This is a genomic window from Nocardia sp. CA-129566 (genome assembly GCF_050956075.1).
In the GTDB taxonomy this organism is placed as follows: domain Bacteria; phylum Actinomycetota; class Actinomycetes; order Mycobacteriales; family Mycobacteriaceae; genus Nocardia.
Genome location: NZ_CP192085.1, coordinates 3,103,299 through 3,127,876, shown reverse-complemented (window position 1 = coordinate 3,127,876; position 24,578 = coordinate 3,103,299). Strand labels below are relative to the sequence as shown.

Annotated in this window: 23 protein-coding genes and 1 pseudogene; 7 read left to right on the top strand and 17 right to left on the bottom strand. The window is 64.8% G+C overall.

Going from position 1 to position 24,578, the window contains the following annotated elements:
- Positions 1-450: 450 nt before the first annotated feature.
- Positions 451-1,410, top strand: a complete 960-nt coding sequence (locus tag ACQP0C_RS13695; protein ID WP_433733296.1) for a reverse transcriptase/maturase family protein — start codon at positions 451-453, stop codon at positions 1,408-1,410.
- A gap of 63 nt (positions 1,411-1,473) precedes the next feature.
- Here ACQP0C_RS13695 and ACQP0C_RS13690 read toward each other — a convergent pair whose 3' ends face one another.
- The 3 genes from ACQP0C_RS13690 to ACQP0C_RS13680 are packed head-to-tail and all read right to left on the bottom strand — an operon-like array spanning position 1,474 to position 4,294.
- Positions 1,474-2,463, bottom strand: coding sequence for a tyrosine-type recombinase/integrase (locus ACQP0C_RS13690; protein WP_433722439.1), 990 nt, complete (start codon positions 2,461-2,463; stop codon positions 1,474-1,476).
- Complete coding sequence (locus ACQP0C_RS13685; protein ID WP_433722437.1) at positions 2,463-3,392, bottom strand: tyrosine-type recombinase/integrase; 930 nt, start codon at positions 3,390-3,392, stop codon at positions 2,463-2,465. The genes ACQP0C_RS13690 and ACQP0C_RS13685 overlap by 1 nt, the downstream gene beginning before the upstream one ends.
- On the bottom strand, positions 3,389-4,294 hold the full coding sequence (locus ACQP0C_RS13680; RefSeq protein WP_433722436.1) for a site-specific integrase: 906 nt from the start codon (positions 4,292-4,294) through the stop codon (positions 3,389-3,391). Before ACQP0C_RS13680 ends, ACQP0C_RS13685 begins: the two co-directional genes overlap by 4 nt.
- A gap of 233 nt (positions 4,295-4,527) precedes the next feature.
- On the opposite strand from ACQP0C_RS13680, the gene ACQP0C_RS13675 reads away from it, so the two are divergent.
- A complete protein-coding gene (locus ACQP0C_RS13675; protein WP_433733295.1) occupies positions 4,528-5,334 on the top strand; it encodes a group II intron reverse transcriptase/maturase in 807 nt (268 codons plus the stop codon).
- 264 nt (positions 5,335-5,598) lie between these two features.
- On the opposite strand, the gene ACQP0C_RS13670 is transcribed toward ACQP0C_RS13675, so the two are convergent.
- From ACQP0C_RS13670 to ACQP0C_RS13660, 3 genes are all read right to left on the bottom strand, one after another.
- Positions 5,599-6,036, bottom strand: coding sequence for a YdeI/OmpD-associated family protein (locus ACQP0C_RS13670; protein WP_433733294.1), 438 nt, complete (start codon positions 6,034-6,036; stop codon positions 5,599-5,601).
- A 110-nt stretch (positions 6,037-6,146) separates the two neighbouring features.
- On the bottom strand, positions 6,147-6,776 hold the full coding sequence (locus tag ACQP0C_RS13665) for a glyoxalase (protein ID WP_433733293.1): 630 nt from the start codon (positions 6,774-6,776) through the stop codon (positions 6,147-6,149).
- 482 nt (positions 6,777-7,258) lie between these two features.
- Complete coding sequence (locus ACQP0C_RS13660; protein ID WP_433733292.1) at positions 7,259-7,537, bottom strand: hypothetical protein; 279 nt, start codon at positions 7,535-7,537, stop codon at positions 7,259-7,261.
- A gap of 327 nt (positions 7,538-7,864) precedes the next feature.
- On the opposite strand from ACQP0C_RS13660, the gene ACQP0C_RS13655 reads away from it, so the two are divergent.
- The gene (locus ACQP0C_RS13655) at positions 7,865-8,326 is read left to right on the top strand and encodes a hypothetical protein (RefSeq protein WP_433733291.1); all 462 of its coding nucleotides are present in this window, start codon (positions 7,865-7,867) and stop codon (positions 8,324-8,326) included.
- Between the two features lie 127 nt (positions 8,327-8,453).
- Here the strand turns inward: ACQP0C_RS13655 and ACQP0C_RS13650 are convergent, their stop codons facing one another.
- The 8 genes from ACQP0C_RS13650 to ACQP0C_RS13615 all read right to left on the bottom strand — a co-directional run bounded on the left by ACQP0C_RS13650 (position 8,454) and on the right by ACQP0C_RS13615 (position 17,484).
- Complete coding sequence (locus ACQP0C_RS13650) at positions 8,454-9,032, bottom strand: CBS domain-containing protein (protein WP_433733290.1); 579 nt, start codon at positions 9,030-9,032, stop codon at positions 8,454-8,456.
- A 15-nt stretch (positions 9,033-9,047) separates the two neighbouring features.
- Positions 9,048-9,572 (bottom strand): GreA/GreB family elongation factor, encoded by a 525-nt coding sequence (locus ACQP0C_RS13645; RefSeq protein WP_433733289.1) that lies wholly within the window; start codon positions 9,570-9,572, stop codon positions 9,048-9,050.
- A gap of 368 nt (positions 9,573-9,940) precedes the next feature.
- Complete coding sequence (locus tag ACQP0C_RS13640) at positions 9,941-11,464, bottom strand: PucR family transcriptional regulator (protein ID WP_433733288.1); 1,524 nt, start codon at positions 11,462-11,464, stop codon at positions 9,941-9,943.
- A 254-nt stretch (positions 11,465-11,718) separates the two neighbouring features.
- Positions 11,719-12,102: a DUF488 domain-containing protein gene (locus ACQP0C_RS13635; RefSeq protein WP_433733287.1), complete on the bottom strand. Its 384-nt coding sequence runs from the start codon at positions 12,100-12,102 to the stop codon at positions 11,719-11,721.
- Positions 12,103-12,117: 15 nt separating this feature from the next.
- Entirely contained in the window at positions 12,118-13,230 is a 1,113-nt protein-coding gene (gene tal, locus ACQP0C_RS13630) for a transaldolase (protein ID WP_433733286.1), read from the bottom strand.
- Positions 13,227-13,508 (bottom strand): hypothetical protein, encoded by a 282-nt coding sequence (locus ACQP0C_RS13625; RefSeq protein WP_433733285.1) that lies wholly within the window; start codon positions 13,506-13,508, stop codon positions 13,227-13,229. Before ACQP0C_RS13625 ends, tal begins: the two co-directional genes overlap by 4 nt.
- A 673-nt stretch (positions 13,509-14,181) precedes the next feature.
- On the bottom strand, positions 14,182-16,605 hold the full coding sequence (locus ACQP0C_RS13620; protein WP_433733284.1) for a protein kinase domain-containing protein: 2,424 nt from the start codon (positions 16,603-16,605) through the stop codon (positions 14,182-14,184).
- Positions 16,606-17,202: 597 nt separating this feature from the next.
- Positions 17,203-17,484, bottom strand: a complete 282-nt coding sequence (locus ACQP0C_RS13615) for a hypothetical protein (protein ID WP_433733283.1) — start codon at positions 17,482-17,484, stop codon at positions 17,203-17,205.
- Between the two features lie 426 nt (positions 17,485-17,910).
- Here ACQP0C_RS13615 and ACQP0C_RS13610 point away from each other — a divergent pair, with 426 nt between their 5' ends.
- The gene (locus ACQP0C_RS13610) at positions 17,911-18,384 is read left to right on the top strand and encodes a hypothetical protein (RefSeq protein ID WP_433733282.1); all 474 of its coding nucleotides are present in this window, start codon (positions 17,911-17,913) and stop codon (positions 18,382-18,384) included.
- A 265-nt stretch (positions 18,385-18,649) separates the two neighbouring features.
- Here ACQP0C_RS13610 and ACQP0C_RS13605 read toward each other — a convergent pair whose 3' ends face one another.
- Complete coding sequence (locus ACQP0C_RS13605; protein WP_433733281.1) at positions 18,650-19,111, bottom strand: hypothetical protein; 462 nt, start codon at positions 19,109-19,111, stop codon at positions 18,650-18,652.
- Here ACQP0C_RS13605 and ACQP0C_RS13600 point away from each other — a divergent pair.
- From ACQP0C_RS13600 to ACQP0C_RS13590, 3 genes and pseudogenes are all read left to right on the top strand, one after another.
- Positions 19,030-20,211, top strand: a pseudogene (locus ACQP0C_RS13600) (Mu transposase domain-containing protein); the annotation flags it as partial. The gene ACQP0C_RS13605 and the pseudogene ACQP0C_RS13600 sit on opposite strands and share 82 nt — an antisense overlap.
- Positions 20,212-21,262: 1,051 nt before the next feature.
- Positions 21,263-22,039, top strand: coding sequence for an SDR family NAD(P)-dependent oxidoreductase (locus ACQP0C_RS13595; protein ID WP_433733280.1), 777 nt, complete (start codon positions 21,263-21,265; stop codon positions 22,037-22,039).
- Positions 22,040-22,103: 64 nt separating this feature from the next.
- Positions 22,104-23,132 (top strand): GAF domain-containing protein, encoded by a 1,029-nt coding sequence (locus ACQP0C_RS13590; RefSeq protein ID WP_433733279.1) that lies wholly within the window; start codon positions 22,104-22,106, stop codon positions 23,130-23,132.
- A 528-nt stretch (positions 23,133-23,660) separates the two neighbouring features.
- Here the strand turns inward: ACQP0C_RS13590 and ACQP0C_RS13585 are convergent.
- Complete coding sequence (locus ACQP0C_RS13585; RefSeq protein ID WP_433733278.1) at positions 23,661-24,053, bottom strand: recombinase family protein; 393 nt, start codon at positions 24,051-24,053, stop codon at positions 23,661-23,663.
- Between the two features lie 164 nt (positions 24,054-24,217).
- Complete coding sequence (locus ACQP0C_RS13580) at positions 24,218-24,517, bottom strand: hypothetical protein (protein ID WP_433733277.1); 300 nt, start codon at positions 24,515-24,517, stop codon at positions 24,218-24,220.
- Between the last annotated feature and the right edge of the window lie 61 nt (positions 24,518-24,578).

The window sequence follows — 24,578 nt, the reverse complement described above, 5'->3', positions numbered from 1 at the left end:
GCCGAAAGGTTAACGGGGACAAGAGCATGTCAGGAAACCGGCGACCGAACCCAGGTATCGGGGACGGTGCGTCGGGAGACCCGCGCGATAGGGCGAAAGCTGGATTGCCTGAAGCCCGATCTCCAGACGGTGCAAATGCCCGCCCGTCGGAAATGATGCCTGATCACCGACGCCGTGTCCCGAGCCGGTCCCGCACTCTGGCCGGCTCGCCTTCCGGATGCGGAGCGATGTCCAGTGAGGACATTCAAGGAGATGAGTGGGCCGCCTACGTCGCGCTCGATACGTATGACGAAGACGAACGCGGGATCGCCTAAAGGACGCGAGTCCCATGGCGACGGAGTTCTCGTAGTAGTCGCCGGAGTCACGCCCGGCCAAGGAGGGCGGGAAAGCCGTCTACAGGGCGAAGGGGAACAGGTGACCGGGAGATTCCACGGCTGAGAGGTATGCGAAATGCAGAGTGCCGAAACGGTTTTGGGTGTCCTGAGTGAGCGCGGCAGCAAGGGGCTGCCGCTGGATGAGTTGTATCGACAGTTGTTCAATCCGCAGTTGTATCTGCTGGCCTACGGACGCATCTATGCCAACAAGGGAGCGATGACGCCCGGGGCCACCGCGGAAACCGTGGACGGCATGTCGCTGAACCGGATCGACCGCATCATCGATGCGGTGCGCCACGAGCGCTACCGGTTCAGCCCCGCGCGGCGGGTCTGGATTCCCAAACGCAATGGGAAACTGCGCCCGCTGGGACTGCCGACCTGGTCGGACAAGCTGCTCGGTGAGGTGATCCGGCTGCTGCTGGAAACCTATTACGAGCCGCAGTTTTCCGGCCGTTCCCACGGGTTCCGGCCCGGCCGGGGCTGCCACACCGCTTTGAGCGAGGTGGCCGACACCTGGACCGGGACAACCTGGTTCGTCGAAGGCGATGTCGCCGACTGCTTCGGATCGCTGGATCATCAAGTGCTCCTTGCGATTCTGGCGGAAAAGATCCACGACAACCGGTTCCTGCGGCTGATGCAGAACATGCTGAAGGCCGGATACCTCGAGGAATGGACATGGAACGCCACCTTGTCGGGTGCACCGCAAGGGGGCGTGGTTTCGCCGATCCTGTGCAACATCTACCTGCACAAACTCGACGAATTCGTCGAGCACACGCTCATCCCTGAATACACAAGGGGGACAAGGCGAATGCGCAACTCCGAATACGAGCGGATCCGCCATCGGCTGGCGCGGGCCCGCAAACGTGGTGACCGAGATACAGTGCGGCAGCTACGCGCACAGCAGGCCCGCCTGCCCAGCGTCGACTGCCGAGATCCCAGCTACCGCCGATTGCGATACGTCCGCTACGCCGACTTATGCCGACGTCGGCATAAGTCGACTTATGGGGACCGGTGGGTTATGCCGACCGTGGCGTGAGGGTGCTGGATAGGCGAGGTGGTGGGGCTGGTTGGTCGGCATAACCCGGCCCTTGTGATCGGGTCAGAGGTTGTCGAGGAATTCGAGCAGGGTGTCGGTGGCGTGGTAGCGGCCGGGGCTGGTGTTGGGTGGTGTGAGGCGGGCGAGGGCTTTCTCCTTGATGGTCATGTCGGCGTGCAGGTAGGTGTGGGTGGATCCGGGGTCTTCGTGGCCGAGCCAAAGCGCGATGACTGAGGTGTCGACCCCGGCGTGCAGCAGCGCCATGGCCGCGGAATGTCGCAGGGTGTGCGGGGTGACGGTCTTGCTGGTCAGGCTTGGGCAGCGGGCTGTGGCGCGGCGGGTGTGTTTGGTGACCAGCTTGGCTACTGCATCTCGCGAAAGCGGTCGGCCCTCGCGGGTGGTGAACAGCGGATCGGTGGGTGCGCCGTGGTGGTCGGCGAGCCAATCGTGCAGGGCGGCGATGGTGTGGCGGGTCAGCGGGGTGGCGCGGTCCTTGCGGCCTTTGCCATGGCAGCGGACATGAGCACCGTGGTTGAGGTGAATGTCGTTGCGTGTCAACCCGATCAGTTCGGAAACGCGTAGCCCGGTCTGGCAGGCCAGCACCAGCAAGGCGTGATCGCGGCGCCCGAGCGAGGTGTTGCGGTCGGGTGCGGCGATCAGGGCGTCGATCTCGTCGGTGGTGAGGTAGCAGAGGATGGGCCGGTCACGACGTTTGGGTGGGATGGCCAGCACTCGGGCGATGTCGGCGGCGTGTTCGGGCGCGTGCAAGGCGGCGTAACGGAATAGCGACCGGATCGCGGCCAGCCGTGTGTTGCGGGTCGCGGTGCTGTTGGACCGCTCCGTTTCGAGATGGGTCAGGAAAGCGGTGACCAGCGTGGCATCGAGCTGGCCCAGGTCCAGGCCGCTGGGTGCGGTTGCTGTTGCGCGGGAAGCGAATTGCAGCAACAGCCGCCATGCGTCGCGGTAGGCGGCGATGGTGTTTGGTCCGGCGCGGCGCTGCCGCAGGAGTTTGTCGGTGAAAAATGCTTGCAGGATCGGAGCCAGCGCGGTCATCACCGTTCATCCCCAACGGTTTCCAGGCGTTGCGCGGCCAGGGTGAGTAGTTCGGGTATCTGCTGCTGATACCAATAGGTCGATTTCGGGTCGACGTGGCCGAGCCAGGTCGACAGGATCGGCAACCGTGCTTGAACGTCGCCGCCGGCGCGGTAGAAACCGATCATCGTGGCGACGGTGAACGTGTGTCTCAGGTCGTGCAGCCGGGGCCGTCGCCCTCCGGGTGGCGCCGTGATGCCGGCTGCGTCGATCAGGCCGGTGAAGGTGCTGGGGATATTGTCGGCATCCAGGCGAGTGCCACGGGTGGACACGAAAAAGCAGGGGCCGGACCGGTTCGGGCACCACCGCTCGCGCTGCTGTCGGTAGTCCCGCAAAGCAATGACGGTGGAGTCGTGCAGGAACAGGCGCCGGGACTTGCCGAACTTGGAATCCAGGATCACCAATGCCGCTCGATCGAGGTCGACGTGTTCGTCGTCGAGGCGGCAGGCTTCGCGTTTGCGCATGCCGGTCACCGCGAGCAGGCCGATCAGTGTCTGCCAGGTCGCCGCGCGCAGCGGTGGCCGCAACTGCCCGGCGGCGTCGATGAGGGCTGCGATCTCAGCGGGTGAATACAGATACGGTGCAATCCGGCATTTGTGGTGCGGCAGAGCATCTTCGGGTGGGACCTCGCTGTCTGGGTCGAGGGTCTGGTAGTGGCGGGCGAAGATCCGCACCGTCATCAACCGGCGTGCCAGGTAGGCGTCGTGGCAGCTGCCGCTGCCGGTCGTGGTCGCCCATTCCAGCGCCAGCTCGCTGGTGATGCGATCACTTCCGGCCGACTCGCAGTAGCCGATGAACGACATCAATTGCACCGCTTGAGTTGTCAGCTTGAACCCCAGCGCCCGTCGCATGGCTAGATAGTCCTCGGCGGCTCGGCGCAACACGCTCATGACCGCACCTGGATCGGCCAGGGCTGCGCCAGCGGGCGCAGCGCATTCTCGTCGACCTTCGCGTAAATCGCCGTGGACAGGTCACTTCGGTGCCGCAGAACCTGCCCGACTTCCGGCAGCGACGCTCCCGCCCGGAGCATGTCGCTGGCCAGCGAATGACGCAGACGGTGCGCACCCACCCGCGCCATGCCCGCGTGCGCGCAGGCACGACCCATGATCGCCCGCACCGCCGCCGCGTTCAACGGCCGATAGGGTCTGCGGATCGTGCAAAACACCGTCGCCACCGCGCAGGCCGGTCGGCCGTCGGTCAGATACGCCACGATCGCCTCACCGACATCGACCGGCAAAGGCAGCCGGTCGATCCGGTTGCCCTTGCCACGGATGGTGACTTCTCCACTGCGCCAGTCGATATCGTCCAACTCCAAACCGGCGGCCTCGACCCCACGCAACCCCAACCGGGCCAGCATCGTCAAGATTGCGCGATCGCGTCGGCCCACCACCGTCGCCCGGTCACATCCGTCCAGCAACCGCGCCACCACCGGCGCGTCCAGACCGCGCGGCAGCGACGCCAACCGCCAGCCCGCCACCCCCGGAACCGCGCCCACCAGCGGCGCCGGGATCCGTCCGGACACGTGCAGGAACCGCAGCAGAGCGCGCAGCGAGGTCACCATCGCCTTCGCCGACCAGGTGTTGCAGTCGCGGCAATAATCGACCATAAATGTGGTGATCCGACCCGAATCCAGCTGCCGCACAGCAGCATCCACTGGCCCAGGCAAACCGGCCAGGAACTTACCCGCCTGAGTCCCATAACAACGGACCGACTCCCGCGACAGCCCCCGGTCCACCGCCAGCCACGAACGGAACTCCGCTACCAGCACATCCACCGACATCTCGGCACCCATGTGATCTCTCCCGTCTCGAGTGGTTGTCCTCCTCCAACCACTCGAAACCCGCCACCATCACGATCACAAGGCCCAGATTATGCCGACCAACCAGCCCCACCACCTCGCCTATCCAGCACCCTCACGCCACGGTCGGCATAACCCACCGGTCCCCATAAGCCGACGACGTTCTGCTCGGATTCGCCGGACCGAAACACGAGGCCGAGGACATCAAACAGCGACTGACCGGATTCATGCGCGACGAACTGCGCTTGGACCTGTCACAGCAGAAAACGCTGATCACGCACGCGCGCACCCACGCGGCACGTTTCCTCGGATACGAGATCACCACCCAAACCGGCACCGGCGGCCGCAAAACCGCCGAAGGCTCCATCCGACTGCGGGTGCCGATCCCGGTGGTCAAATCCTCGTGCGCGACCTACCTGCGCGGCGGCAAACCCGCCGCGCAGCGCGCCCTGCAGAACAGGCACGATCACGACATCGTCGCCGCGTTCGGGACGCGATACAGGGGCATCGTCAACTATTACCTGCTCGCCGCAGACGTCTACCGTCTGGAACGGGTGAGGTGGACGATGCAAACCTCGATGCTGAAAACGCTTGCAGGCAAGCATAAATCGTCAGTGGCCAAGATGGCGGTCCGCTACCGGGCCACCATCGAAACCCCCGACGGGACGCGCACCTGCTTCGAAGCTGCACGGCACCGCGGCAACCGCAAACCCCAGGTCGCACGGTTCGGAGGCATTCCCCTCTCCCGGCGAAAGACCGCGATCCTCACCGATCGCGTTCCCAGCCGAAATCCATTGCCCCGCAAGGAAATCATCACCCAGCTCCAGCGGAGCACTTGCGAACTCTGCGGAATCCACGGCGAAGTGCACGCGCACCACGTCGCGAAACTGTCCGAGCTCGCTCCACCCGGCCAGCACCAACCGGAATGGGCCAGACTCATGGCATCCCGGCGCCGCAAGACCCTCGTCGTCTGCCCGCCCTGCCACGAGCTGATCCACACCGACCCGGCGCAGGTCACACCCCTCACAACATAGGTCACTGGAGAGCCGGATGCCGGGAAAGCTGGCACGTCCGGTTCGGCGGGAGGCCGTGAAGAAAAGGACCCGCCCAACGCGGGCACCTCGCTACACGGCCTACCCAACCGTTTGTGTCGCGTGCTTCGAGGGCATCAGCGAGCTCGCGCGCGGCACACTTGTCCAGCGGCTCCGAGACAGCACTGCGCCGCGCTGAATATCGTGTCGCCGGGTCAGGACTCTGCGCGGCGATTTCATAGCCGGCGGAGTCTCGTTTCTCGGGTTTCAGCCCCGCAGGGTGGCGATGGCCTTGTCGATGCGCCGTTGGCGTGTGTCAGGCTTCTTCGCGCTCTCGATGGCGTGCACGTGCTCGCGCTTGCGGCTGAAGGCGAGGTTGTCGTAGGCGGTGCGGGCGACGGGGTCGTCGTCCAGGGCTCGGGCGAAGTCCGGGGGCTCGACGACGATGCGCGGCTGGGTGTCGACCTCGACCTCGACCTCGACCTCGTCGCCGATCGCGACACCCGCGGCCTGCCGGTTGGCGTTGCTGAGGCCGAGCAGATAGCGGCCGCGCATGAGGGCGACCCGGCTGTTCCAGGAATGCCCGTTGACCGTGATCGTCACTGGCGGCCGCGCGCCCTCGCCGAGCGCCGCCACCACCTCGGGCGGAACTTCCAGGCCCCGCATGGGCTCGGGTGGCTCGACGTGGGTCCAAAACTTCATCATCCTTCTCCTGTCGTTCTGCTAGCTCACCGCGGATCCGGCCCGCCCACCGCCCCTATCAGGGCACCAAAAGTCTGACCCTCGCCGCCAATGACGGAGCCTGATCGCCCAGCTCAGGCCGTTGCCTCCCACGCGAACCCGTCCGGGTCGATGAACGAACCGATGCCGCTGTCCATGACGATGCGGTGCGATCCTGTGCCTTCCTGGGCGACCCCCGCCTCCTTGGCGGCAGCCTTGCGTGGGTACAACGCCAGGGTGACCGACGAGCCCGAGTTCGCGAACTCGGCGTACTTGCCACCGAAGCTCTTCGACACCGTCAAGCCGCGATCGACATAGAACTGCTTGCTGGCCTTCACATCCGTCACGCCCATCAGCAACACCAGCTCGTCGATCTCGCGGGTGAATGGGCCCACATCCTTCTTCTTCGAGGTGGCGACCTTCCAAATCGTCCCCTCCGGCGCCTGAACCACCGCGCTGTAACCCCACAGGCTCTTCTTCGCGGGCTTGAGGACGACGAACCCGGCGTCGACCGCGGTGTCGACGAGGCTGTCGACGGTGGAGGGCTGCGACACCACCAGAGACAAGATGAATCCACGGAAACCGGTCGTCGGCGCCGGCGAAGCCCGGAACCCGAGCCGGTCACCCAGTCCGAACGCCGCGTCGTAGATCGCGGCGGCGGCCTGGGGATCGGCCACCTCGAGGTGAACGTTGATGTCGGTGCTGATGTTCGCGTTGATTTCCATGCTCACAACGCTAGACACGGGCCGCCTCCGTCACATCCGTGCCGACCACGGAACACACCACTGAGCCGAGACTGTGGGAGTACGGGCAAACCCGCCGCCCCGACCGTCGAGCGACATCGGCCCCGGACCCGATGAACCATGCCGTTTCAACATTGTGCGACAGGGCTCACTGCTGAACTCGGCTCGCCGACGCGGCAGACAACCGAGCCCGTAATCGAGACGGCCTGGGAACTGCCGGAAGTGGTCATCTGCATCAGCCCCCCTGACCGGGGCAGTCGATCTCGTTTTCAAAAACCGTTGTATCAGCAGTGGCTGGATCAATTGTCGATGTAGCGGCCGCGCCATGAGGGAGCGGCACACCGCGCTCAACTCGGCATTACGGGGCGATCGACGGGGGTCACTCACGGCCGCTATCGCATCGCCGACCAAGGTGGTGCCGAGATTCGCGACTGGAACCAATCGATCATCGCGCTACCGTTTGTTCATACTCGCGAACAGTTCCCGTTGGCTGCGCGCGCCGCCGCGAGGTCTTGATCGCGTTCTTCGAGCTGGGTTCGCAGGTCGATCAACTGCTGGTTCAACGATGCGATATGGCGTTGGAGCTGGTCGACGTCGGCCGGAGCGCCGAGGCCGGACTCGCGCCATGCCTGCTCGCCCAACATCTCGGAGAGCTTCCTCTCCAGCTGCTTGTTGTGACCGGCGAGGCGACCGATCCGGGCGTTGGCGTTGGCGAGGTCGGCCTTCAGCGATGCGGTGGTCACCGCGGCTGCGGTGGTGCGCAGGTGCTGGCTGGCTCGGTTTGTGCGCAGTGGCGACCGCCGAATCCTCGGCGGCGGTGAACGCTCCGCGCAGGCGTTCGCGGCTACGCAGCAGGTCGGCCAAATATGCTTCCAGGTCGGGCAGATACGACACGTCGGTGGAGAAATGCGCGCAGCCGACACAGCGGAACCGGACCGGGCAGTCCCCGCCGCCCGCAGCGACATTGCTCGGTTCGCTGCATGTGCCGTAGGGAACCGCGACCGAGCCGACTGAGCGGCGCAGATGCTCGGCGTCGAGCAGGACCTTGGCGTGATGCCAGACCCGTTGCCGTGCCGATCGAACTGCATCGTGGTGACCCGCTCGACCGCGTCACGGCGCCGCACCTCGCCGACGCGGTAATAGCCCTGCGTCGTGATGAGCTGGCGGTGGTCCATCAACTCGCGCAGTACATCGACGGGGACACCAGCGTCGGCGTGCCGTTGTACGTAGGTGTGGCGGTAGGCGTAGAGAAAGATCTTCGAGGTGTCGAACGGCACCAGCGTTGTCCCGGGCGCGCCGTCGACGGTGACCACCAGGGCGACGGTGATGTCGGGAAGGATCATCATCCAGTCGCGATGCCGGTTCGACAGTGCGGACTCGTTGATGGAGCGGCGGCCCCACCCTCAACTCTCATAAAGGCGGTCTACGACCAGGGGGCCACATCAAGCCCTATCACCACATTCATGGATTTGTTGATGATCTCGTATGTGCCGTCGGTCAACTCAGCCATGGTCTGGTCCTCACAGTTGTGAGCACACCACCTCCGAGCTTCGAACCGCCAGTGACCTGCGCTGATCTCGCGGGCGTCGTCCAGGGCGAATCTCCAAGATCAAGTAGATCAGGACCACCACACCGGACCGCTCTGCCGCCTCACCGGCGTCAGTGCACGGCTGCGGCCGGTGTGGTCGCGATGGTCACGGTGCGGATACCGGGCACTGTGCGGGTGAGGGCGATGGCGATGCGCCGTTCGGATTCGTCGGCGAACCGGCCGGAGATGGTGGCCTCGCCTTCATCGGCGGTGACATGCCAGCGCCGTGCTCCGGTGTATTGATCGAGGAGGTTCTGTGCATCGGCGGCGAGTGCGTCGTCGGGGGTGAGCATGATTCGCAACACGTCGTTGCGGCTGAACATGCCGATCACGCGGCCGTCGGCGTTGACGACCGGCAGACTGCGCAGTCCGTGCGTTACCAGCCTGCTCATGACCTCGGCCAATGCCGCATTGTCGGGGACCGAGACCGCCGGAGTGGTCATCACCGCACTGACCGGGTCGTTGAGTTCGCCTGCCCGCAAGAGGTCACCGCTGGTGAGGACTCCGATGAGGCGATCGTCTTGGTCGAGAACCGGCAATGCCGCGTAGCCCAGCTCGGCGAGCATCAGCGCCGCCTCCCGTGCCGTGTTGTTGTGCCGCACCGCGATGATCGGTCGTTGCATGACCTCGCATACCCGCATGTTCTTCATTCCCTTCAACTCCGTTCAGCTAGTTACCGGCTGGGCACGACAGGGCAGAGCCTTCGCTGAACTGTCCTGGTGTTTTCCCGGGTCCGTCAGCGCGTAGGGGACCGCTTGTAGCAGCGTCACTGCCATGATCGCGCCGCTGGGTGTGTGGTAGATACGGCGTTCGCCGGGTCGCGCGCCGGTGATGGCGCTGCCCAGTGGCGATTGCATGGAGTAGACCTCCATCTGATTGTCTTCGGCTTCGGGTGCTGCGAGCAGGAACGTCTCGACCTGTTTGGTGTCGTCGTAGCGGACGGTCAAGACCATGCCGGGCTCAGCGATTCCGTCGTCGGGCGGGTTCTGGCCGATGAGGGCGTTGCTGAGCAGATGGTGGATCCTGCGGAGACGTTCCTGGCGCGCGGAATGCAGAGCCTGGTTACCTGCGTAGTCGTCACTGTCCTCATCGGGCATTTCGATGTGGCGTTGCGCGAGCAGTTCCTGCAATTCGGTCTGAAGCCGATCATGGGCTTGTGATGTCATCCAGATGCCTGCGGTGCTGGTCATGCTTTTGTGTCCTTCCTGTGAGGCTGGGGTGGAGATTGCCGTCCGGGGCGGGCCAAGGCGGCGGTGCCGCCCCTGACAACGCGCAAGCCCCTGATGTCGGGCCAGGTCTGAGTCGCTGGGACCCACGGGTATCGCGGGTGCTCCTGCCGAATCGGATTGGATTCGCGCGGCGCGTCAGGTCCGTGGCTGGCGCGGTCTTCAGCAGCACTGGCGGGCTATGGTCGGTGGTCGGGCCGATCGATACTCACCATTTCGCTCCTGCCACCTGCGGCGTTCTTGTCAACTCCATAATGGCTGGCTGTCGAGGCGATTAGTTGCGCTGATCCGACAATCGAGGCGTCGAGATTTGTGGCGATGGCACAACACAATCAGTCGTTGTCGGTGACGGCGAGTTCGATCATCATGGCCAGCCGTTTACGGGAGTCGTCCAAGCCGAGGTTGGTCACCTCTGCCATCTTGCGCAGCCGGTTGCGGATGGTGTTCTCGTGCACGCCGAGCTGTGCGCCTGCCTCGGCGGGGTCGCCTTGGGCCTGCAACCAGGCACGCAGCGTCGCCACGTAATGAGTAGAGTTCGCGCGGTCGTGGCGTCGCAACGCCGACACCGGGCCCCGTGCGGGGATGCGTCCGGAAAGCCCTGCGGTACGCAACCGTTGCAGCAGGATCTCGTCCCACGACTCGTCATAGGCGGGGGGCGCCGCATTCGCTGAGCGGGTCTCGTGCAGGGCTAGGCATTCGTCGGCTTCTCGGCGCGCCAACGCCAATTCCGTGGCCTGGGCAACACCGCTGATCCCGGCCAACACCGTCATCTGGGCCGGCAAAGCTGCCTGTAGCTCGGTTATCCAGCGACGTGCCGTCGTTGCCTGATCGGCCGGGAGCACGGTGTAAATGGTGTCGCCGACCAGGGCGCTGCGGCTCGAACGGGACCAGCCGAATCCGGTTGTCGCTCGCTCGAAGACCTGCAGCAGCGCGGCGTGCGGCTCGTCGGCGATCCGTGCGCGCAGCGCGATCGCCCGCAAACTCTGCAGCGCCAAACCGAGCCTGCTGGCCACCGTCGCCGCGTCCACGGCGCCCTCCAACAAACCGATCACCAGTTCGGATTCCACCTGACGTTCCAGATCCGCGCTGGCCCTCGACCGCAACAGATGCAGGGCCACAGTGCGCGCGCCGTCGGCCAAGGCCACGCGTTGAGCCCCCTGCAGCGGTGCCGGGCACGATACCCACACCGAGCCCAGCAGTTGCCGGCCCACCCGTATGGCCACCACCATCCGTCCCGTCACACCAGGTTCTCCCCCCGCGGGAACGAACAACGGCTCATCCGAGGCGGCCAAATGTGCGAAGACACCGCGCGCATCGAACACATCCCGCAACCACTGCGGCATCTCCCGGCCCAGGATCGTCTCGACCCGTGCGGGGTCGAGGTGCTGCTGGGGCCTCGAATACGCCAGCACCCGCGACCGGCGGTCCTCGATCGTCACCGCACCCCCGACCGCGTCGGCCAGACTATCGGCCAAGGCGAACAAGTCGGTCGGGCCGCGACCGGCCTCGGTCTCGCGTCCTTCCAGCACCAAGCCGTAGACCACTGCGGCCACCTCGCTCCAGGCCACCACAGGGTCGACCACCATCACCGCCACACCCTCGATCTCCGGCTCGTCCGCGGTCTCCTCGCCCCCACGGATGAGCGCGACAACAGCCCGCGCCGACGCCGCCCAGTCCACCAGCTCCGACACCGAGCGTGCCCCGATGCCCAGTAGCACGTCACCGATTTCCGTGGGGTCCTGATCTGCCGCGTGGATCACCACACTGCGCAATTCCGCGGACCGGGGTACCGACCCCAACCGCACACGGACCCCATAGCCAGCCAGTACGTTCGCCAACCGATCCAACGTCACCATCAGCCGCTCCTGTGCCGATCCGAAGGTGCAGTGCAATCAGGCGGCCGACAGAAGTTCGCGGACAAGGAAGTCGGACCATTTCGTCGAGCGGTCCATCGGGATGAACACCAGCGCGAGCCAGCGACCCGCGTCGCGTCGACGAGATGAGATTTCCAGTGCCGCGTCCCGTGCGACATAGCCTCTGCCCGTAGAGGTTGGCGATGCGTTTGGCGCGGCGGCGTCTCCGCAGCCAACCTGTGTCGCGTCGTTGCCTGTCACTTTCTGGGGGATCTGCCCGATCGTGCGACGACATCGGCAAGTACGGCGGCTTCGCTGATGTCGGTGTTCTTGGTGCCGGTGAGCAGTGTGAGTTTGTTCTGGTCTGCCAGTGCGCGCAGGTGGGCGAGCGCTTCGACGCGCTCGGGTTCGGTCAGTTCGTCGCGGTAGCGGCGGGCGAATTCATCGAAGAGTTCCGGGTCGTGGCCGTACCATCTGCGCAGTTCGGTGGATGGAGCGATCTGTTTGCACCATTCATCGAGGTGGGCTCTGGTTTTGCTGACGCCGCGGGGCCAGAGCCGGTCCACCAGGACACGGGTACCGTCATGCGGGGTCGGGTCGTCATAGATTCTGCGGATTTGCACAGTGCGTCGAGTCGTCATCATCGATCCCCGGCTTTATCGCTGCTCGAGTTGACGGGTTTTGGTGTGCAGTGCGGTCAGCACATCGGCGAAGGAGGCGTGGAAGCTGGCGACTCCTTCGGCTTCGAGGGCGCGGCCGACGTCGTCCATGTCGACTCCGACGGCGGCAAGCTCGCGCATGACCCCGGCGGCTGTGTGAGGTGCGCCTTCGGTGTCAATGCTGCGGGTGAGCGTGCCGTGGTCCTGGAAGGCCGCGATGGTGGTTTCGGTCAGTGTGTTGATGGTGTCGGGGCCGATGAGGCGGTCGACGTATTTCGTGTCGGGGTAGGCGGGATTCTTGGTGGATGTCGAGGCCCACAACGGCTTCTGCGGGTGCGCGCCGTGGGCGGCAAGGTAGTCCCATCGTGGGCCGGTGAAGCTGTCGCGGAAGATCTGGTAGGCGAGTTGGGCTTGCGCGATCGCGGCTCGCCCCCGCAGCGAGAGCGCGTCGGTGGTGCCGACGTGTTCGAGTCGGTGGTCGACTTCGGTGTCGACGCGGCTGACGAAGAACGACGCGACGCTGTGGACGGTGGCGGGTTCGCCGCCGCGTGCGGTGAACGTCTCTAGACCTTGCAGGTAGGCCTCGATCACCTGCTGGTAGCGGGCCAGTGAGAAGATCAGGGTGATGTTGATGCCGACGCCTTCGGCGATCATCGCCGTGATCGCCGGTATTCCTGCGGCCGTGGCCGGGATTTTCACGAACACGTTCGGGCGGGCGACCCGCTGGTGCAGCATGCGCGCCGCAGCGATCGTTGCGTGGGTGTCATCAGCCAGTTCCGGTGCGACCTCGACAGAGACATATCCGTCGGTTCCGCTGGAGTCGTCGTAGGTCGGTCGCAGGACCGTCGCTGCATCGAGGACGTCATCGACGACCAATTCCCAATAGGCGTCTTTGACGGTGGAGTCCGCGGCGATGAGGGCGGCGAACTGGTCGTCGTAGGCGTCGGAGGCTTCGATGGCGCGAGCGAAGATCGTCGGGTTGGCCGTCACGCCGCGGATCCCGTCGGCCACCATTGCCGCGAGAACACCGTCGCGCAGGTAGGGGCGGGTGAGGTTGTCCAGCCACGGGCTTTGACCGTGTTCGGTGTAGAGCCGAGCCAATCTGTTCATCGCTGCTGCTCCTGCCCGGAAGAAATGTGGAGTCCGCAAGGGGGCCGAGCGGGGGGCTGGTCGCCGTACCGCAACCCGGGACTCCCGAGTTCCGCACGCAGCAACAACGCCATCAATCCGCTGCCGAAGAAAAACGAAAACGGCGTGAACAGATACACGATCCCCAACTGCTTGGGATCGGTCGTCGTGACGAACTTGGCGATGTAGGAGCTCTTGAGGCCGACCCTGCGCGGATACGACCTCGTCGCGACCAGACCATCAGTCTCGACTGACGTCATAAGACCTCCAGCGGTTGTTCATCTCATCGATTGCACCTGTGGAGTCTCAGCGGGGACAGCCCCGCGGCCGGGCCGCACGCCCGCTGCCGAGGACCGGTCACTTGGGCCGGTCCGGGCCCTTGCCACACATCGAACGGTACGCGCCCGACCGACCAAACTTTTACGATTTGCGTTGGGCGAGCACACATCATGGGTGCAGGCGGTTTCTGCAGGCCCAGGACGGCAGCGGGCGCTCGACGTCACGATCTCCGGCAGCGTGTCGATCAAACTGCACAGCACGTAGGGTGTCGTGACACGTAGGGACCTAACCATTGCGGGCTGCCGCGTGGGCTCCTTCGTGAATGATGTGCAGTCGGCGCCGATGCTGACCCTGTCGGCGAGGGTGACCTTAGCGCCATGTCGTGGCGCGACGAGCTCAGCATGCCGTGGAAGGTACGTTGAGCGTTGGGCGGGTGAGGATTTCGCGATCATGGAAATCCTGTCCTCAACTTCTTTCCGGCGATCACATCGACTGGATCGCGGCGTAGGCCGGAATCGGCTCACTGCGATCAGCCCGAAGTCCCGAACACACCTGCAACACCGCGCAGCATCGACACCGGCGACGAGGTAGATCAGACCAGCTGGGAGCGGCTCAGCCCCGGATTCCGTTCGCTTGCACCAAGGTCCTGGGCACTCATAACCGACTGGCACCAGCCTGTTCCCGCTGTCCGCCGATGGGATCCACCACACGACTCAACGCCCCCAGATCGGCCTCGATCGCCCGGAACAGCACATAGACGACGATGAATGCAATGATCCCGCCGAAGCACAACACCCGCACGGCCGGGAGTACCAATGGAATGTCGTCCGGCGGTTGCAAGGTCACTCCAGCGATCGCCAATAGTGGCACCGACGCCGCCACGGTGAGATACACGGTGCAGCGTCGGTCGAGTCTGCGCAGGTGCAGCGCATCGACTGCCGTGATGTCGCCGTGTGGGAGGAACATCGGATAGATACAGCGCACCATGTAGAACGTCACCGGGAAGAATGGGTAGGCCACCGCGATCGCACCGCAGACCAGCACTCCGCCCAGGTAGTGCTGCAGCGCCTGCCCGGTGAGCTCTTTGGTCGTGAAGTAGATTACGAGCGGGAAAATGATCGTCGCCAGGCTCCACAGCGAAAACGACACCAACACAGCACGATCGCCGAACCGCAGGGCATCCGATCGGGCCCGGGCCAGCATCTGCGGGTCGTATTCCCGGCCCCGGCGCAGGCCGCGCGAGACGATGAGCAGATACCGCGACATGTACAGCACCAACCCGATGCCCAACGGGAAGAACACCGCGTTCACCAGGACTGCGGCGATCCACCACGCGTGCTGCGCCGGAAGGCTCAGCCGGTCGACGATCAGCGTCGCGCTGTACTCGATGTTGTACGCCGCTGCGAGCGCGTTCGGGGTGCCCATGGCCAGTGCCACCACTGGTACCAGCCAGGGCCGTAGTCGTAGCCGCCAGCTGGACGAGGGCGGGTCGACCAGGCCGCGGGCGCGCTCGTCCAGGCACACTTCCAGTTGCTGGGCCAGTTCCGCACCACCGGCCCATCGCTGGTCCCGCTCGGACGACAGGCACATCAGCAGCACCCGGCGCAGTGCGGCTGGGCAGTCGCGCGGAATCCGTTCGAGCGCGCCCGGATCCACCCCTGCGCGACGGCGCTTCAGCATGGCCGCCAACGTGGCGGCATCGCTGCACTCACCCGCAGGGGTGTCGTCGAACGGCTTGGCGCTGGTGAGCAGCTCCCACAGCACCACACCGAGGGAGTAGATGTCGGCACGGGTGTCCAGATCATCAGCGGTTCGGTCGTAGCCGGGGTGGCATGCCTCCAGCTGTTCCGGCGACATGTACGACAGCGATCCGCCGAAATAGGCGACCGGATCGGCGCCGACCACTCCCCGGCTGAAACTGATGTTGAAATCGGCGAGCTTCGGCACGGCCTCGGCGGTGAGCAGCACATTGGCCGGTTTGACGTCGCGGTGCAGCACGCCGCGCGTGTCCGCGTAGGCCAGCGCCTCGGCGAGCCGGCGCCCCAGCCAGGCGACGGTCTCCGGCCACGACAGCGCCGCGATCTCCGCGCGCACACTGGAATCGGTCGGACGGATCTCGCCCTTGCCCCCCATCGCCGCGTCCACCACGTCCAGCAGTAGCTGCCCGCGGCGCTGCGGCGGCGGGGTGACCCGCATCCAGCGCAGCACGCCCAGCAGGGTGCCGCCGGGCAGGTACTGCATGTAGAGCATCCGCAGCCGATGCCCACCGGGCTCGATTTCCAGGCCCGGATCGTCGAGCAGCCGCTGATCGAAGACCCGCACGATGTAGTCGTGGTCGAGCTGTGCCAGCGTCTGCGGTTCGGTGCCGCGGTCGGCGGAGATCTTTACCGCCACCAGCCGCTGCAGCGACCGCTGCCTTGCCAGGAATACCCGCGCGAATGCACCGTTGCCCAGTGCCGTGAGCAGGTCGAAATCATCGATCCGATCGCCGATCGCGATGCGGTCCAAGCCGGTGGCCCGCGTCCCGGTGGTGTCCTGGACGGTGGGGAGGTCGTTGGCGGTGCGGGTCGCATTCCCCGACGAGGTGATCGAGTCGGCGGAGGTCGCGGCGGCAAGGTCCAGGCTGCCACGCCGGGTGCTCTGATCCTCGTCGTCGGCGTTGAGCAGCTCGCGCAGCTGCGCCGCCTGCTCGGGATATTCTTGCAGGTAGTCGCGCGGATCCACTTGTTCGCCACTCTGGCGGCGCATCACGAACTCTTCGTACACCAGACTGGCCGGTATTTGCTCTGGCGTGAGCTCGGGAAATTCGGAACAGTATTCGCGCAGCCGCTTGTGCCCGGGTGCGGCTGCGACAGGTTCGTCGGGGCGAGTCCCTGCCGGTGGGCGCAGCCACCGATGCCGAAGGTCGATCCGGATCAGTTCGATCAGCGCACCCAGACGTGCGCCCGGCAGGTAGTCGGCGATGACCGGCGGTAGGGCGTCGGCTTCCCACGCAGCAGCGAAAGCGGCTACGGCGCCGAATCCCATTCCGGCCGTCGGTCGCCTGACTCCATCCCGTGAGTCGGAACTGTCGCTCATATCTGCACCTCCGGAAACCCATCAGTGGCGCCTGCGGGTGTTGGCGTGAAGAATGGCCTGGCAGAGACCGCACACCTGATCGTGGCTACCCGCCGTGCCGCTCGGTCCCGGCCTGTTCACTGTTCCGCTTCTGATCGATAAGCCCCCATTATCGGACAGAACCGGCGGCGGAGGAGTCGGTGTTGCGTTCGGGTCGACGCGGGTGAAGTACTCGTCGTCGACGAAGCTGCGCGCATCTGCGAGATTGGCTGCTCTGCTCGCCGGCTGAGCGCGGGCTATACAGATGTCCGACATCAGCTACCGCGACTTGACACGATCATTGAGATCGGGTCACAGAATCCAGCAGAACGATTAGCGAGTACCTGAGTCTGGTGAATTCCTCGACATGACGAAGGACCGCCAGGCGCCGGCGCACCTCACGGCCATTACAGGCTCATTCACCCGAATCTACTTAGAGCTCAAGGGATCCGAGTGTCAAGTCTCTCCGTCAGTTCTGTACGACAGTTTTGCCCGGATCAGCCGCACTGCACGACCGGATGGACGACCTGTTGCCCGTACACCAAGATCCGCGAGATGGGGCGACGTAGGCCGCCCTCGTCATCGGGTCAGTGACCTGCCGAAACGAATTCCCAAAGGCTGCGATAAGGCCACAACGACGGCGCGCCGCGCGGGCATGCGGGCGCCGACACCCAGGGCATCAAGGCCGATACCGACAATGGGCACACAGGACAGGGCGAGGTCAACAAGGACCAGAATCAAGGCCAGCGCCGCAGCGGCGACGAGGCCGATCGTTAGTATCAGCCTCTGGGCGCGACGAGTTCGATCATCATCGTCGAGAATCCAGCAGATCTGCGAACGACCCGGACGCCGCTCCCCCAAGCGCCCGAACTATGACCGGCGCGCCTAGTTTGTCAGCGGAAGTGGTCATCCGGAACCAGGATTGCAGGATGCAACGGTAGGATCACCCCGCCGAGGTCTGGCGCCGAACCCTGCCTTGGTTCACCCGTGACCAGACGAACCAAGGCAATGATCAAATCCACATTCGGGGACCACTATCCTCAACTGAACGATCTCGTCCGGGTTGTGATGCGAATCAGTTCCGCTGTCCCGGACCCCACGCCCACGATCTTCAAGGAAGCTGCAGGTCAGCCGCATAAACAAGGTTGGGGATATGGGTCAGTTCCCCCTCCGGACACAAATCTGGGGCATCTGTATCCCCTTCGAGGTGTCAAGTCAGCACCCTGACACCCGATCCTTTTCCTCCGTGCATGACCAGCGCTTTTGCGCCCTTCAGGGGCGTGGGCTGTGACCGATACCACACTCTCGCTGGTCATTCCGGGCAGCGCCACACTCGCCGCAGCAGGCCGCTTGCGCGCCGTGGTACCGCCACTGACCCATCGGCTGGCTCAACGCTTGGAGCAGCCGAAATACCTTGTGGCCGTCCGTTCGGCAATCCAGGAAGTACATGGTCATGCCTACGACGTCCGATGGGTCGATAGAGCGCCGCGCGAAGCCAAGAACGAGATGGAAGCAGCTCAAAATAGGCAGCGTCTCCGCATCCGAGTTGGTCATGTACAGGATTTCGACACTGTCTTCGACCTGCTCCGGATGGCGGGTGCCCGGTATATCGGCGATGACCGCGAGTTCGTTATCGAGGGCTCCACATTCACCTTCCAGCAGGTCTGCGCGCTACTGGAACTCATCCGACATCCTGAACAGCCACAGGTGGAATCTCTGTGGCAACCGGACCCACCACACGAACCGACCTCACCCGAGTGAGGACTTGATCGGCGCCCGTGCGCACGCGAAGAAGCAGTCGCATGAGCTGGCCGAGGGGCTCGCCGAAACCAGAGGCTACGAGCATAATTGGCGAGTAGCGGAGGATCGACATCACCGAACTACAACAGCTGCGAGACCAGTACGCAGTACAGGTCACCAGCGAGCTGGGCTGCTGGACGGCCTGCGCACGCAGGTGATCAACACTTGAGAAGAGTCGGTGCTGCGGCGCGCGGGATTCGGCGTCGGCACGGGTTCGCGGCGGGGGCTAGTATTTCTTGCCGTCCGTGGTGCGAACGGCAGTAGGGGTGGTTGGGCCGCGTTTGCAGTGGTGACGGTACTGGAGGGAGTGGAGCAGCGGTGAGTTCGGGAACTGAGGTGCGGCTCCGCGAGATTCGAGCAAGGTGAGGCGATCGGCTCCGACGATGTCCGTCTTCCAGCCCGCGACGGCGTCGTCCCAGCGATCCTGGTCGGACTTGGACTTAGCCGACGCACCGTCGGTGAAATCGTAGGGAACGACGAAGGTGAGACGAGTCATCTGTGAGCGCTTCGTCGCGACCGCTTTTACCGATTCCCGCATCCCGCCAAGAGCATCCGCGAGGTTCGCGTTGAACTTGGCTTGGAAACCCTCTTGGTGGCCGTCGTCGTACAACTCATACCACTCCACCCCGCCATCGAGCGCCCGCGTCTTGCGGGTCTCGACATGGCCGTGACCCGCGAGCGGCCGCAACTGGTAGACGAGTTCCTCCCAGGCGCGCGCTTGATCACCCTCGTGGGATCTGGTCGCCGAACGTGTTGCCAAGTCGAAGGGCCGGATCTCGGCCAAGCGACTGTTGCCGGCGGCGCGGGCTGCCGGTTACGGAGGGTCACCACGGAATTTCCGTCGGCTGGTTGCCGAGCAGAAAGCGTTGTGGCGCACCGATAATCACCGAGGCCGTCGTCCGGCAGTGTGGCCGCCGGGTGAGTATCTGGTGATCGATTGGGCCGAGGCCGCGCCCGGGTTGCAGCTGTTTTGTGCGGTGCTGGCGTTCTCGCGGTGGCGGTTTGTCGCGTTCGCTGCCGATCAGCGCCAGTCGACGACGCTGGCGTTGATCGCCGAGGCGTTCGCCATGATCGGCGGGGTTCCCGCGAGGGCGCTGGCCGATCGGATGGGCTGCCTGAAAGGTGGGGTGGTCGCGAACGTAGTTGTCCCGACTGCCGAATATGTCAGGTTCGCAACGCAATACCGGATTGGTGTCATGCCAACGATCCGCAGTCCAAGTGCATCGTGGAGAACCTGTGCGGCTATGCGCAGCGGGATCTGGCGGTGCCATTGCTGACCGAGGCTGCGATGACCGGGCGGGCGGTTAGCTTGCGGGAGGCCAACACGGCGGCGAAAGCGTGGTGCGCGGAGGTGAATTCACTGGTGCATTCAGAGATCTGCGCGATCCCGGACGAACGCCTGGCCCTCGAGCGGGAGTTGTTGGCGCCGTTGCCGTCGCTGCGGCTCGAGATCGGCGCACCGGCGGTGACCCGCACCGTCGACCGGCTCTCGTGTGTTCGCTACGAGTCGGCCCGCTACTCGGTGCCGACCCGGCTGATCGGCGAAAAAGTCGCGGTCATCATCGATGTCGGTGCGCTGCTGGTGCTCGAACCGGCCACCGGGGTGATCGTGGCCGAGCGCGAACTCGTTGCTCCCTGTGAGGCGTCGATCCTCGATGACCACTACGACGGACCGCGTCCGGCGGTGGTCCGCGTCCGAAAACTACTGTCGAGCAACAGTTCTGCGCGCTCGGCGACGATGCCGAGGCGTTCTTGGTCGGTGCGGCCGCGATCGGGAACACCCGCCTGGGCGCGACCTGAAAGTGGCCATTGACAGCTACGCAGACGCTCATGTACCGAATGATGCTGATCGGACGGCGTCATGTGGACCGCGAGATTACTCAGTTCGTTGGGCGGCCGAATGCTCGCGGTTCGGTGGGCTGGCTACATTTGCGTCCGCAGGTGGCTGATCTTGCGCGGTAAAGGGAGGCTACGAGATCGGATCCGATCACTGCGTGTGTCCTTCAGATTGCTCTGTCCGGTCTCGTCGGGTTTGTCGGAGTTCGCGCTCGATGACGGTGGCGGCGTGGTGCCGCCCGGAGGCCCGCAGGACTGCGATGCGAGTTTCGATGGCGTGCATTCCGTAGGTGGCGACGATGTCGGTGATGCTGATTCGAGGCCTCAGGGCGCGGCTGGGCTGGACGCGAGTGGGGTTCATCGTGGTCATGGGGTGGTCTCTTCGGTTGCGCTGGGGCTGTTGGCTCCCAGGGGCGAGTGCGTTCTTTCGAGCTGATGCGAAATACCTTCCAAGGGGAGGGCCGACCCGTCCCCTCCTGATTTCGGGTCGGCCCACCGCTGGAAAGGTCTTGTCGGAGCGAGAGATTGAGTAGCAGTCGTTGTGGGGGCACAGGTCAAGGTCCACCGTTTGGGCGTGTGTCTGCTCTGCAACGGATTCGGCTCGATTCTGGGCAGCGGTGATCGTCGATTTCACACGTGTTGTGTGACTTCGCTGCCATGCGAGGCCATATCGAAAGGACGCTCGCCGGAAGCCCGTTGGTGACGGGCGCGCGTGCCGCCGATGGTAGCCGAAAGACGCGATGAGGATCAATCGGCAACGACTCGTGTCGTCATGTAATCCATTGCTTTGCAGGAAAGTTCGTGGACAGAGGGTTGACGGTGCCGGATCGGTAGTACTTTCGGACGTTGGCCACGATCGGTCAGGACCGGCGCTGCGGCAATGGGTTTCGCATCGTAGGCTCCAGTCATGTGTACTTGCGCTGTCTCGGGCGGTTCGGTCATCCGGCGACTGATTGCTTCGAAGTCCAGGCGATCTTGCTTCTATCGCGGAGCGGTGGTCGCCGTGACCGGAGCGGGTTCCGGGATCGGGCGGGCGCTGACGGTCGAGCTGAGCCGTTGCGGCGCGGTGTTGTCGCTGGCGGATCGTGACGAAATCGGTGTTGCGGGAACGCGGGAACTCTGTGACGCGACGACGCAGATCATGGCGACGCGGCTGGACGTGGGCGATCGTGTCGCGGTCAGCGACTTTGCCGCGTCCACCGCCGACCGGTTCGGCCGAGTGGACATGGTTGTCAACTGCGCCGGCATCCTGCACGTGGGCTCGGTCGCGTCGTCGCCGGATGAGCATTTCGACGCGGTAATGCGGACGAACTTCTGGGGAGTTGTCCACGGCACCAAGGCGTTTCTGCCCCATCTGGTGCAGGCCGGGCCGCACGCACGGATTGTGAACGTGTCCTCGGCGCTGGGCCTGGTGGGGGTCGCGGGACATGGGCCCTACGTCTCGGCGAAGTTCGCGGTGCGCGGATTCACCGAGTCCCTGCGCGCCGATCTGGCCGAAACGGACGTGAAGGTCACCTGCGTCTATCCAGGAGCGATCCGCACACCGATCGCACGCAGCGCGTTGCTGGCCCCGGGTGTGGATCCGGCGCGGACGGTCACGCGGTTCGAGCAGCGCCTGGCCAGAACCGACGTCGACGCGGCCGCCCGGACGATTCTCGCCGGCGCCGAACGCGGCAAGCCGCGGGTTCTCATCGGTGCGGACGCGTGGCTCGCCGAAGCGGCCGCAAGGGTGGCCGGCCCGCACTATGCGCGAGTGCTCGAGATGTTCGCCAAGCTGTGACAACCCGAGCGGGTTGAGGATTAGATCACCAGGTAGACAAGGAAATACGAGGGGGGTACGGATCGTGGCTGCGGTCAAATGGTTGCTGATCGAACTGTTCGGGGGCAAAGGGGGAAAACCGATGTCGGTGATCGGGTGGGGGCGCACTCCGAAGAATTTCGTCCCGCTCGATCAAATACTGCGCCACCGCACGACACTGGCGCAGGCACGGGACGCCATCGCGGACGCGATCACCGGCCACGGGCGGATCGACCGCGTCTCGGCGGACGGAAGCCGCCGCACAATCGCTGTGCCGCTGGCGATCTCGCCGGACCGGTTGCACGGGGTGATGCTGTGGTGCGGCGACCCTCGCGATCAGGTGCCGCCGCGTGATCCGGCGGGAGCCTGGTATTTCAACTACACCGAAGGAACCAGCACGCGTAGCGACGACCTGCTGGATCTGTACGGCATCACCCGTGAGGGGCGCTCGGACATATACCGGCATTCCATTGCCGACGTGTTCACCCAGGTGCACGCCAACCTCACCGATCAAAGCGAGGCGTTGGCGCGTATCGTGCGCGAAGAGATCGGAACCGAGACTCAGCAGATCTGGACCGTTCGGCGTGACGACGGCGAACTCCGGGCGGCGCATTTCTCCTGCCGTCTGCTGGAGGAGCTCAGCACCGCCGGCGAGCGGCAGGTGGTCCTGCGCGGCATCACCCACGACATCGGGCCCGCGGACGACATCCCCGCGGCCCCGCCTCCAACCATCCTCGAGCATCGAGTCCTGGAGGCCGCGGCCGAGGAGGGCGAATACCGCGGCATCGTGAACCTGCGCACGCTGCGACTGCTCCGCTGGATGGGCACTCCCGCACCGGGAATCGCCTGGCAGGGCTTGACCGGTCAGCCCGCACCCGCCATCCATCCCGACGACCTCCCCACAGCGACGGCCATGGCAACGGGACTGCGCCACGGACGTACCAGCGGGGAAGTCCGTGTCCGCACCCTCGACGGCGGCTGGACCCGCCTGCACATCAAGGCCGCCCTCATGATGCTCGACGAATCCACCACCGCCGCATTGGTTACCGTCCGGCTACCGGAATCAGCGCTTTGACCGGAACCGACCCTGCACTCGGCGACTTCCTCTCGAAGGACACGAACCGCAGCATCCGAATCACCCTTGCCGACGCGATCTCCATCCCGCCGCTCGATGAAACGCTCAACACACTCCGAGAAAGACTGCGGCAAGACATCAGCGCCCAGGTCAGGCGCGCAGTAGGAATCGACACAGCTGTCGACAGCGCGTAAAGAACGCACATATTGCTGGCAAGGAGACGCTATTCCGACTTCAAGTAGCCGAATCCCGCTTCACTCGTCAACGTTCCCCAGGAAAACCACCGTTCAGCGCCGGGCATCGCGATACCGTCACGCCACAGCTATTTGCCGATGACCAGCAGTTTTCGGTGTTGCAGCAGGTTGGCGTACTGGTCGATACCCCCTCCGGACACGTACCATAACCCCAACTGTGCGGGTCGAGAGCCGTCTCGACCCGCATGAGTCGTTTTGCGGGGTGGTAGGTCATCGCGCGTTCGAATGTGTCGGTGTCGATGATCGGCTCGTGCACCGGGTGATCGGAGAAGACCTACTGGTCACGGTCGTTCCATCGCATCCGGGTCTCATGCCTCAAAGCGATGTCATCGACATCGATGAGGATTTCGTCTTTGCGTTGTTTGTTCCACACCTGCCGCCCGGTGTAGCGGGGGTTGGACAGGATCACCCGAATCGCGCCCTTGGACCAGGCCACCCCGGGGCGGTGTCGGTTTCGTGCGGGGTCGTAGGCCGACGGCGAGGGGACATCGTCGCGGGTCAGCACCTCCGCGATCGCTAAAATCCCTCGACCACCGAGATATTCGGCAAAGATCCGTTGCACGACCGGTGCGGTCACCGGATCGGTTTCCAACCGATGCAACCGCTTCCCGTCGGCGGCATTGGCCAGATTCGGATGCGGCCCCGCGTCGGCCAACCCGGTACCCATACGGAGGCCGCCCGCCCAGGAAGCGGCCCTCGACACTGGCTTGGGCGGCCATCGCCGCACGAACCCGTATCTTGATCCGGTTGCGCTCGCCCTTGCTCATACCCCCGAACACCGACACCACCAAGTCGTGGGCCTCGGAGTCCGGATCGACGGCACCGCCGACCTCAGGCTACCCATAACTGCAGTCCATAGTGGGTGAGGACCGGGAAGGTCAGGCCGTACTGGTTGCCGTAGAACGCTCGCTGCGGCTCGCCGATCACCACCGCGTCGAAACCACGATCCGGGTCCCGCATCGCCTCCAGCAGCCGCGTCGCTTGCGGTCGACGTTTCCACGGAATCGACCGAGACTGACCGACATCGAAGAATTCGGCCACAATCTCGCCATACCGATCGGTCAACGCCCGCGCCCGCGCCCGCTGCCAATTCCGGGACGCCTCCGGATCCTGCTGATCCTCGGTCGACACTCGCCCATAGAACGCGAACCTCACCACTACGCCGCCCTCCGCTCATCGCGGAACTCGCTGT

Excerpts from the sequence above, each read along its gene's own strand:
- ACQP0C_RS13695 (WP_433733296.1), top strand. The coding sequence starts at position 451 with ATGCAGAGTGCCGAAACGGTTTTGGGTGTCCTGAGTGAGCGCGGCAGC.
- ACQP0C_RS13690 (WP_433722439.1), bottom strand. The coding sequence starts at position 2,463 with ATGACCGCGCTGGCTCCGATCCTGCAAGCATTTTTCACCGACAAACTC.
- ACQP0C_RS13685 (WP_433722437.1), bottom strand. The coding sequence starts at position 3,392 with ATGAGCGTGTTGCGCCGAGCCGCCGAGGACTATCTAGCCATGCGACGG.
- ACQP0C_RS13680 (WP_433722436.1), bottom strand. The coding sequence starts at position 4,294 with ATGGGTGCCGAGATGTCGGTGGATGTGCTGGTAGCGGAGTTCCGTTCG.
- ACQP0C_RS13675 (WP_433733295.1), top strand. The coding sequence starts at position 4,528 with ATGCGCGACGAACTGCGCTTGGACCTGTCACAGCAGAAAACGCTGATC.
- ACQP0C_RS13670 (WP_433733294.1), bottom strand. The coding sequence starts at position 6,036 with ATGATGAAGTTTTGGACCCACGTCGAGCCACCCGAGCCCATGCGGGGC.
- ACQP0C_RS13665 (WP_433733293.1), bottom strand. The coding sequence starts at position 6,776 with ATGGAAATCAACGCGAACATCAGCACCGACATCAACGTTCACCTCGAG.
- ACQP0C_RS13650 (WP_433733290.1), bottom strand. The coding sequence starts at position 9,032 with ATGAAGAACATGCGGGTATGCGAGGTCATGCAACGACCGATCATCGCG.
- ACQP0C_RS13645 (WP_433733289.1), bottom strand. The coding sequence starts at position 9,572 with ATGACCAGCACCGCAGGCATCTGGATGACATCACAAGCCCATGATCGG.
- ACQP0C_RS13640 (WP_433733288.1), bottom strand. The coding sequence starts at position 11,464 with ATGGTGACGTTGGATCGGTTGGCGAACGTACTGGCTGGCTATGGGGTC.
- ACQP0C_RS13635 (WP_433733287.1), bottom strand. The coding sequence starts at position 12,102 with ATGACGACTCGACGCACTGTGCAAATCCGCAGAATCTATGACGACCCG.
- tal (WP_433733286.1), bottom strand. The coding sequence starts at position 13,230 with ATGAACAGATTGGCTCGGCTCTACACCGAACACGGTCAAAGCCCGTGG.
- ACQP0C_RS13625 (WP_433733285.1), bottom strand. The coding sequence starts at position 13,508 with ATGACGTCAGTCGAGACTGATGGTCTGGTCGCGACGAGGTCGTATCCG.
- ACQP0C_RS13620 (WP_433733284.1), bottom strand. The coding sequence starts at position 16,605 with ATGAGCGACAGTTCCGACTCACGGGATGGAGTCAGGCGACCGACGGCC.
- ACQP0C_RS13585 (WP_433733278.1), bottom strand. The coding sequence starts at position 24,053 with ATGGGTACCGGGTTGGCCGACGCGGGGCCGCATCCGAATCTGGCCAAT.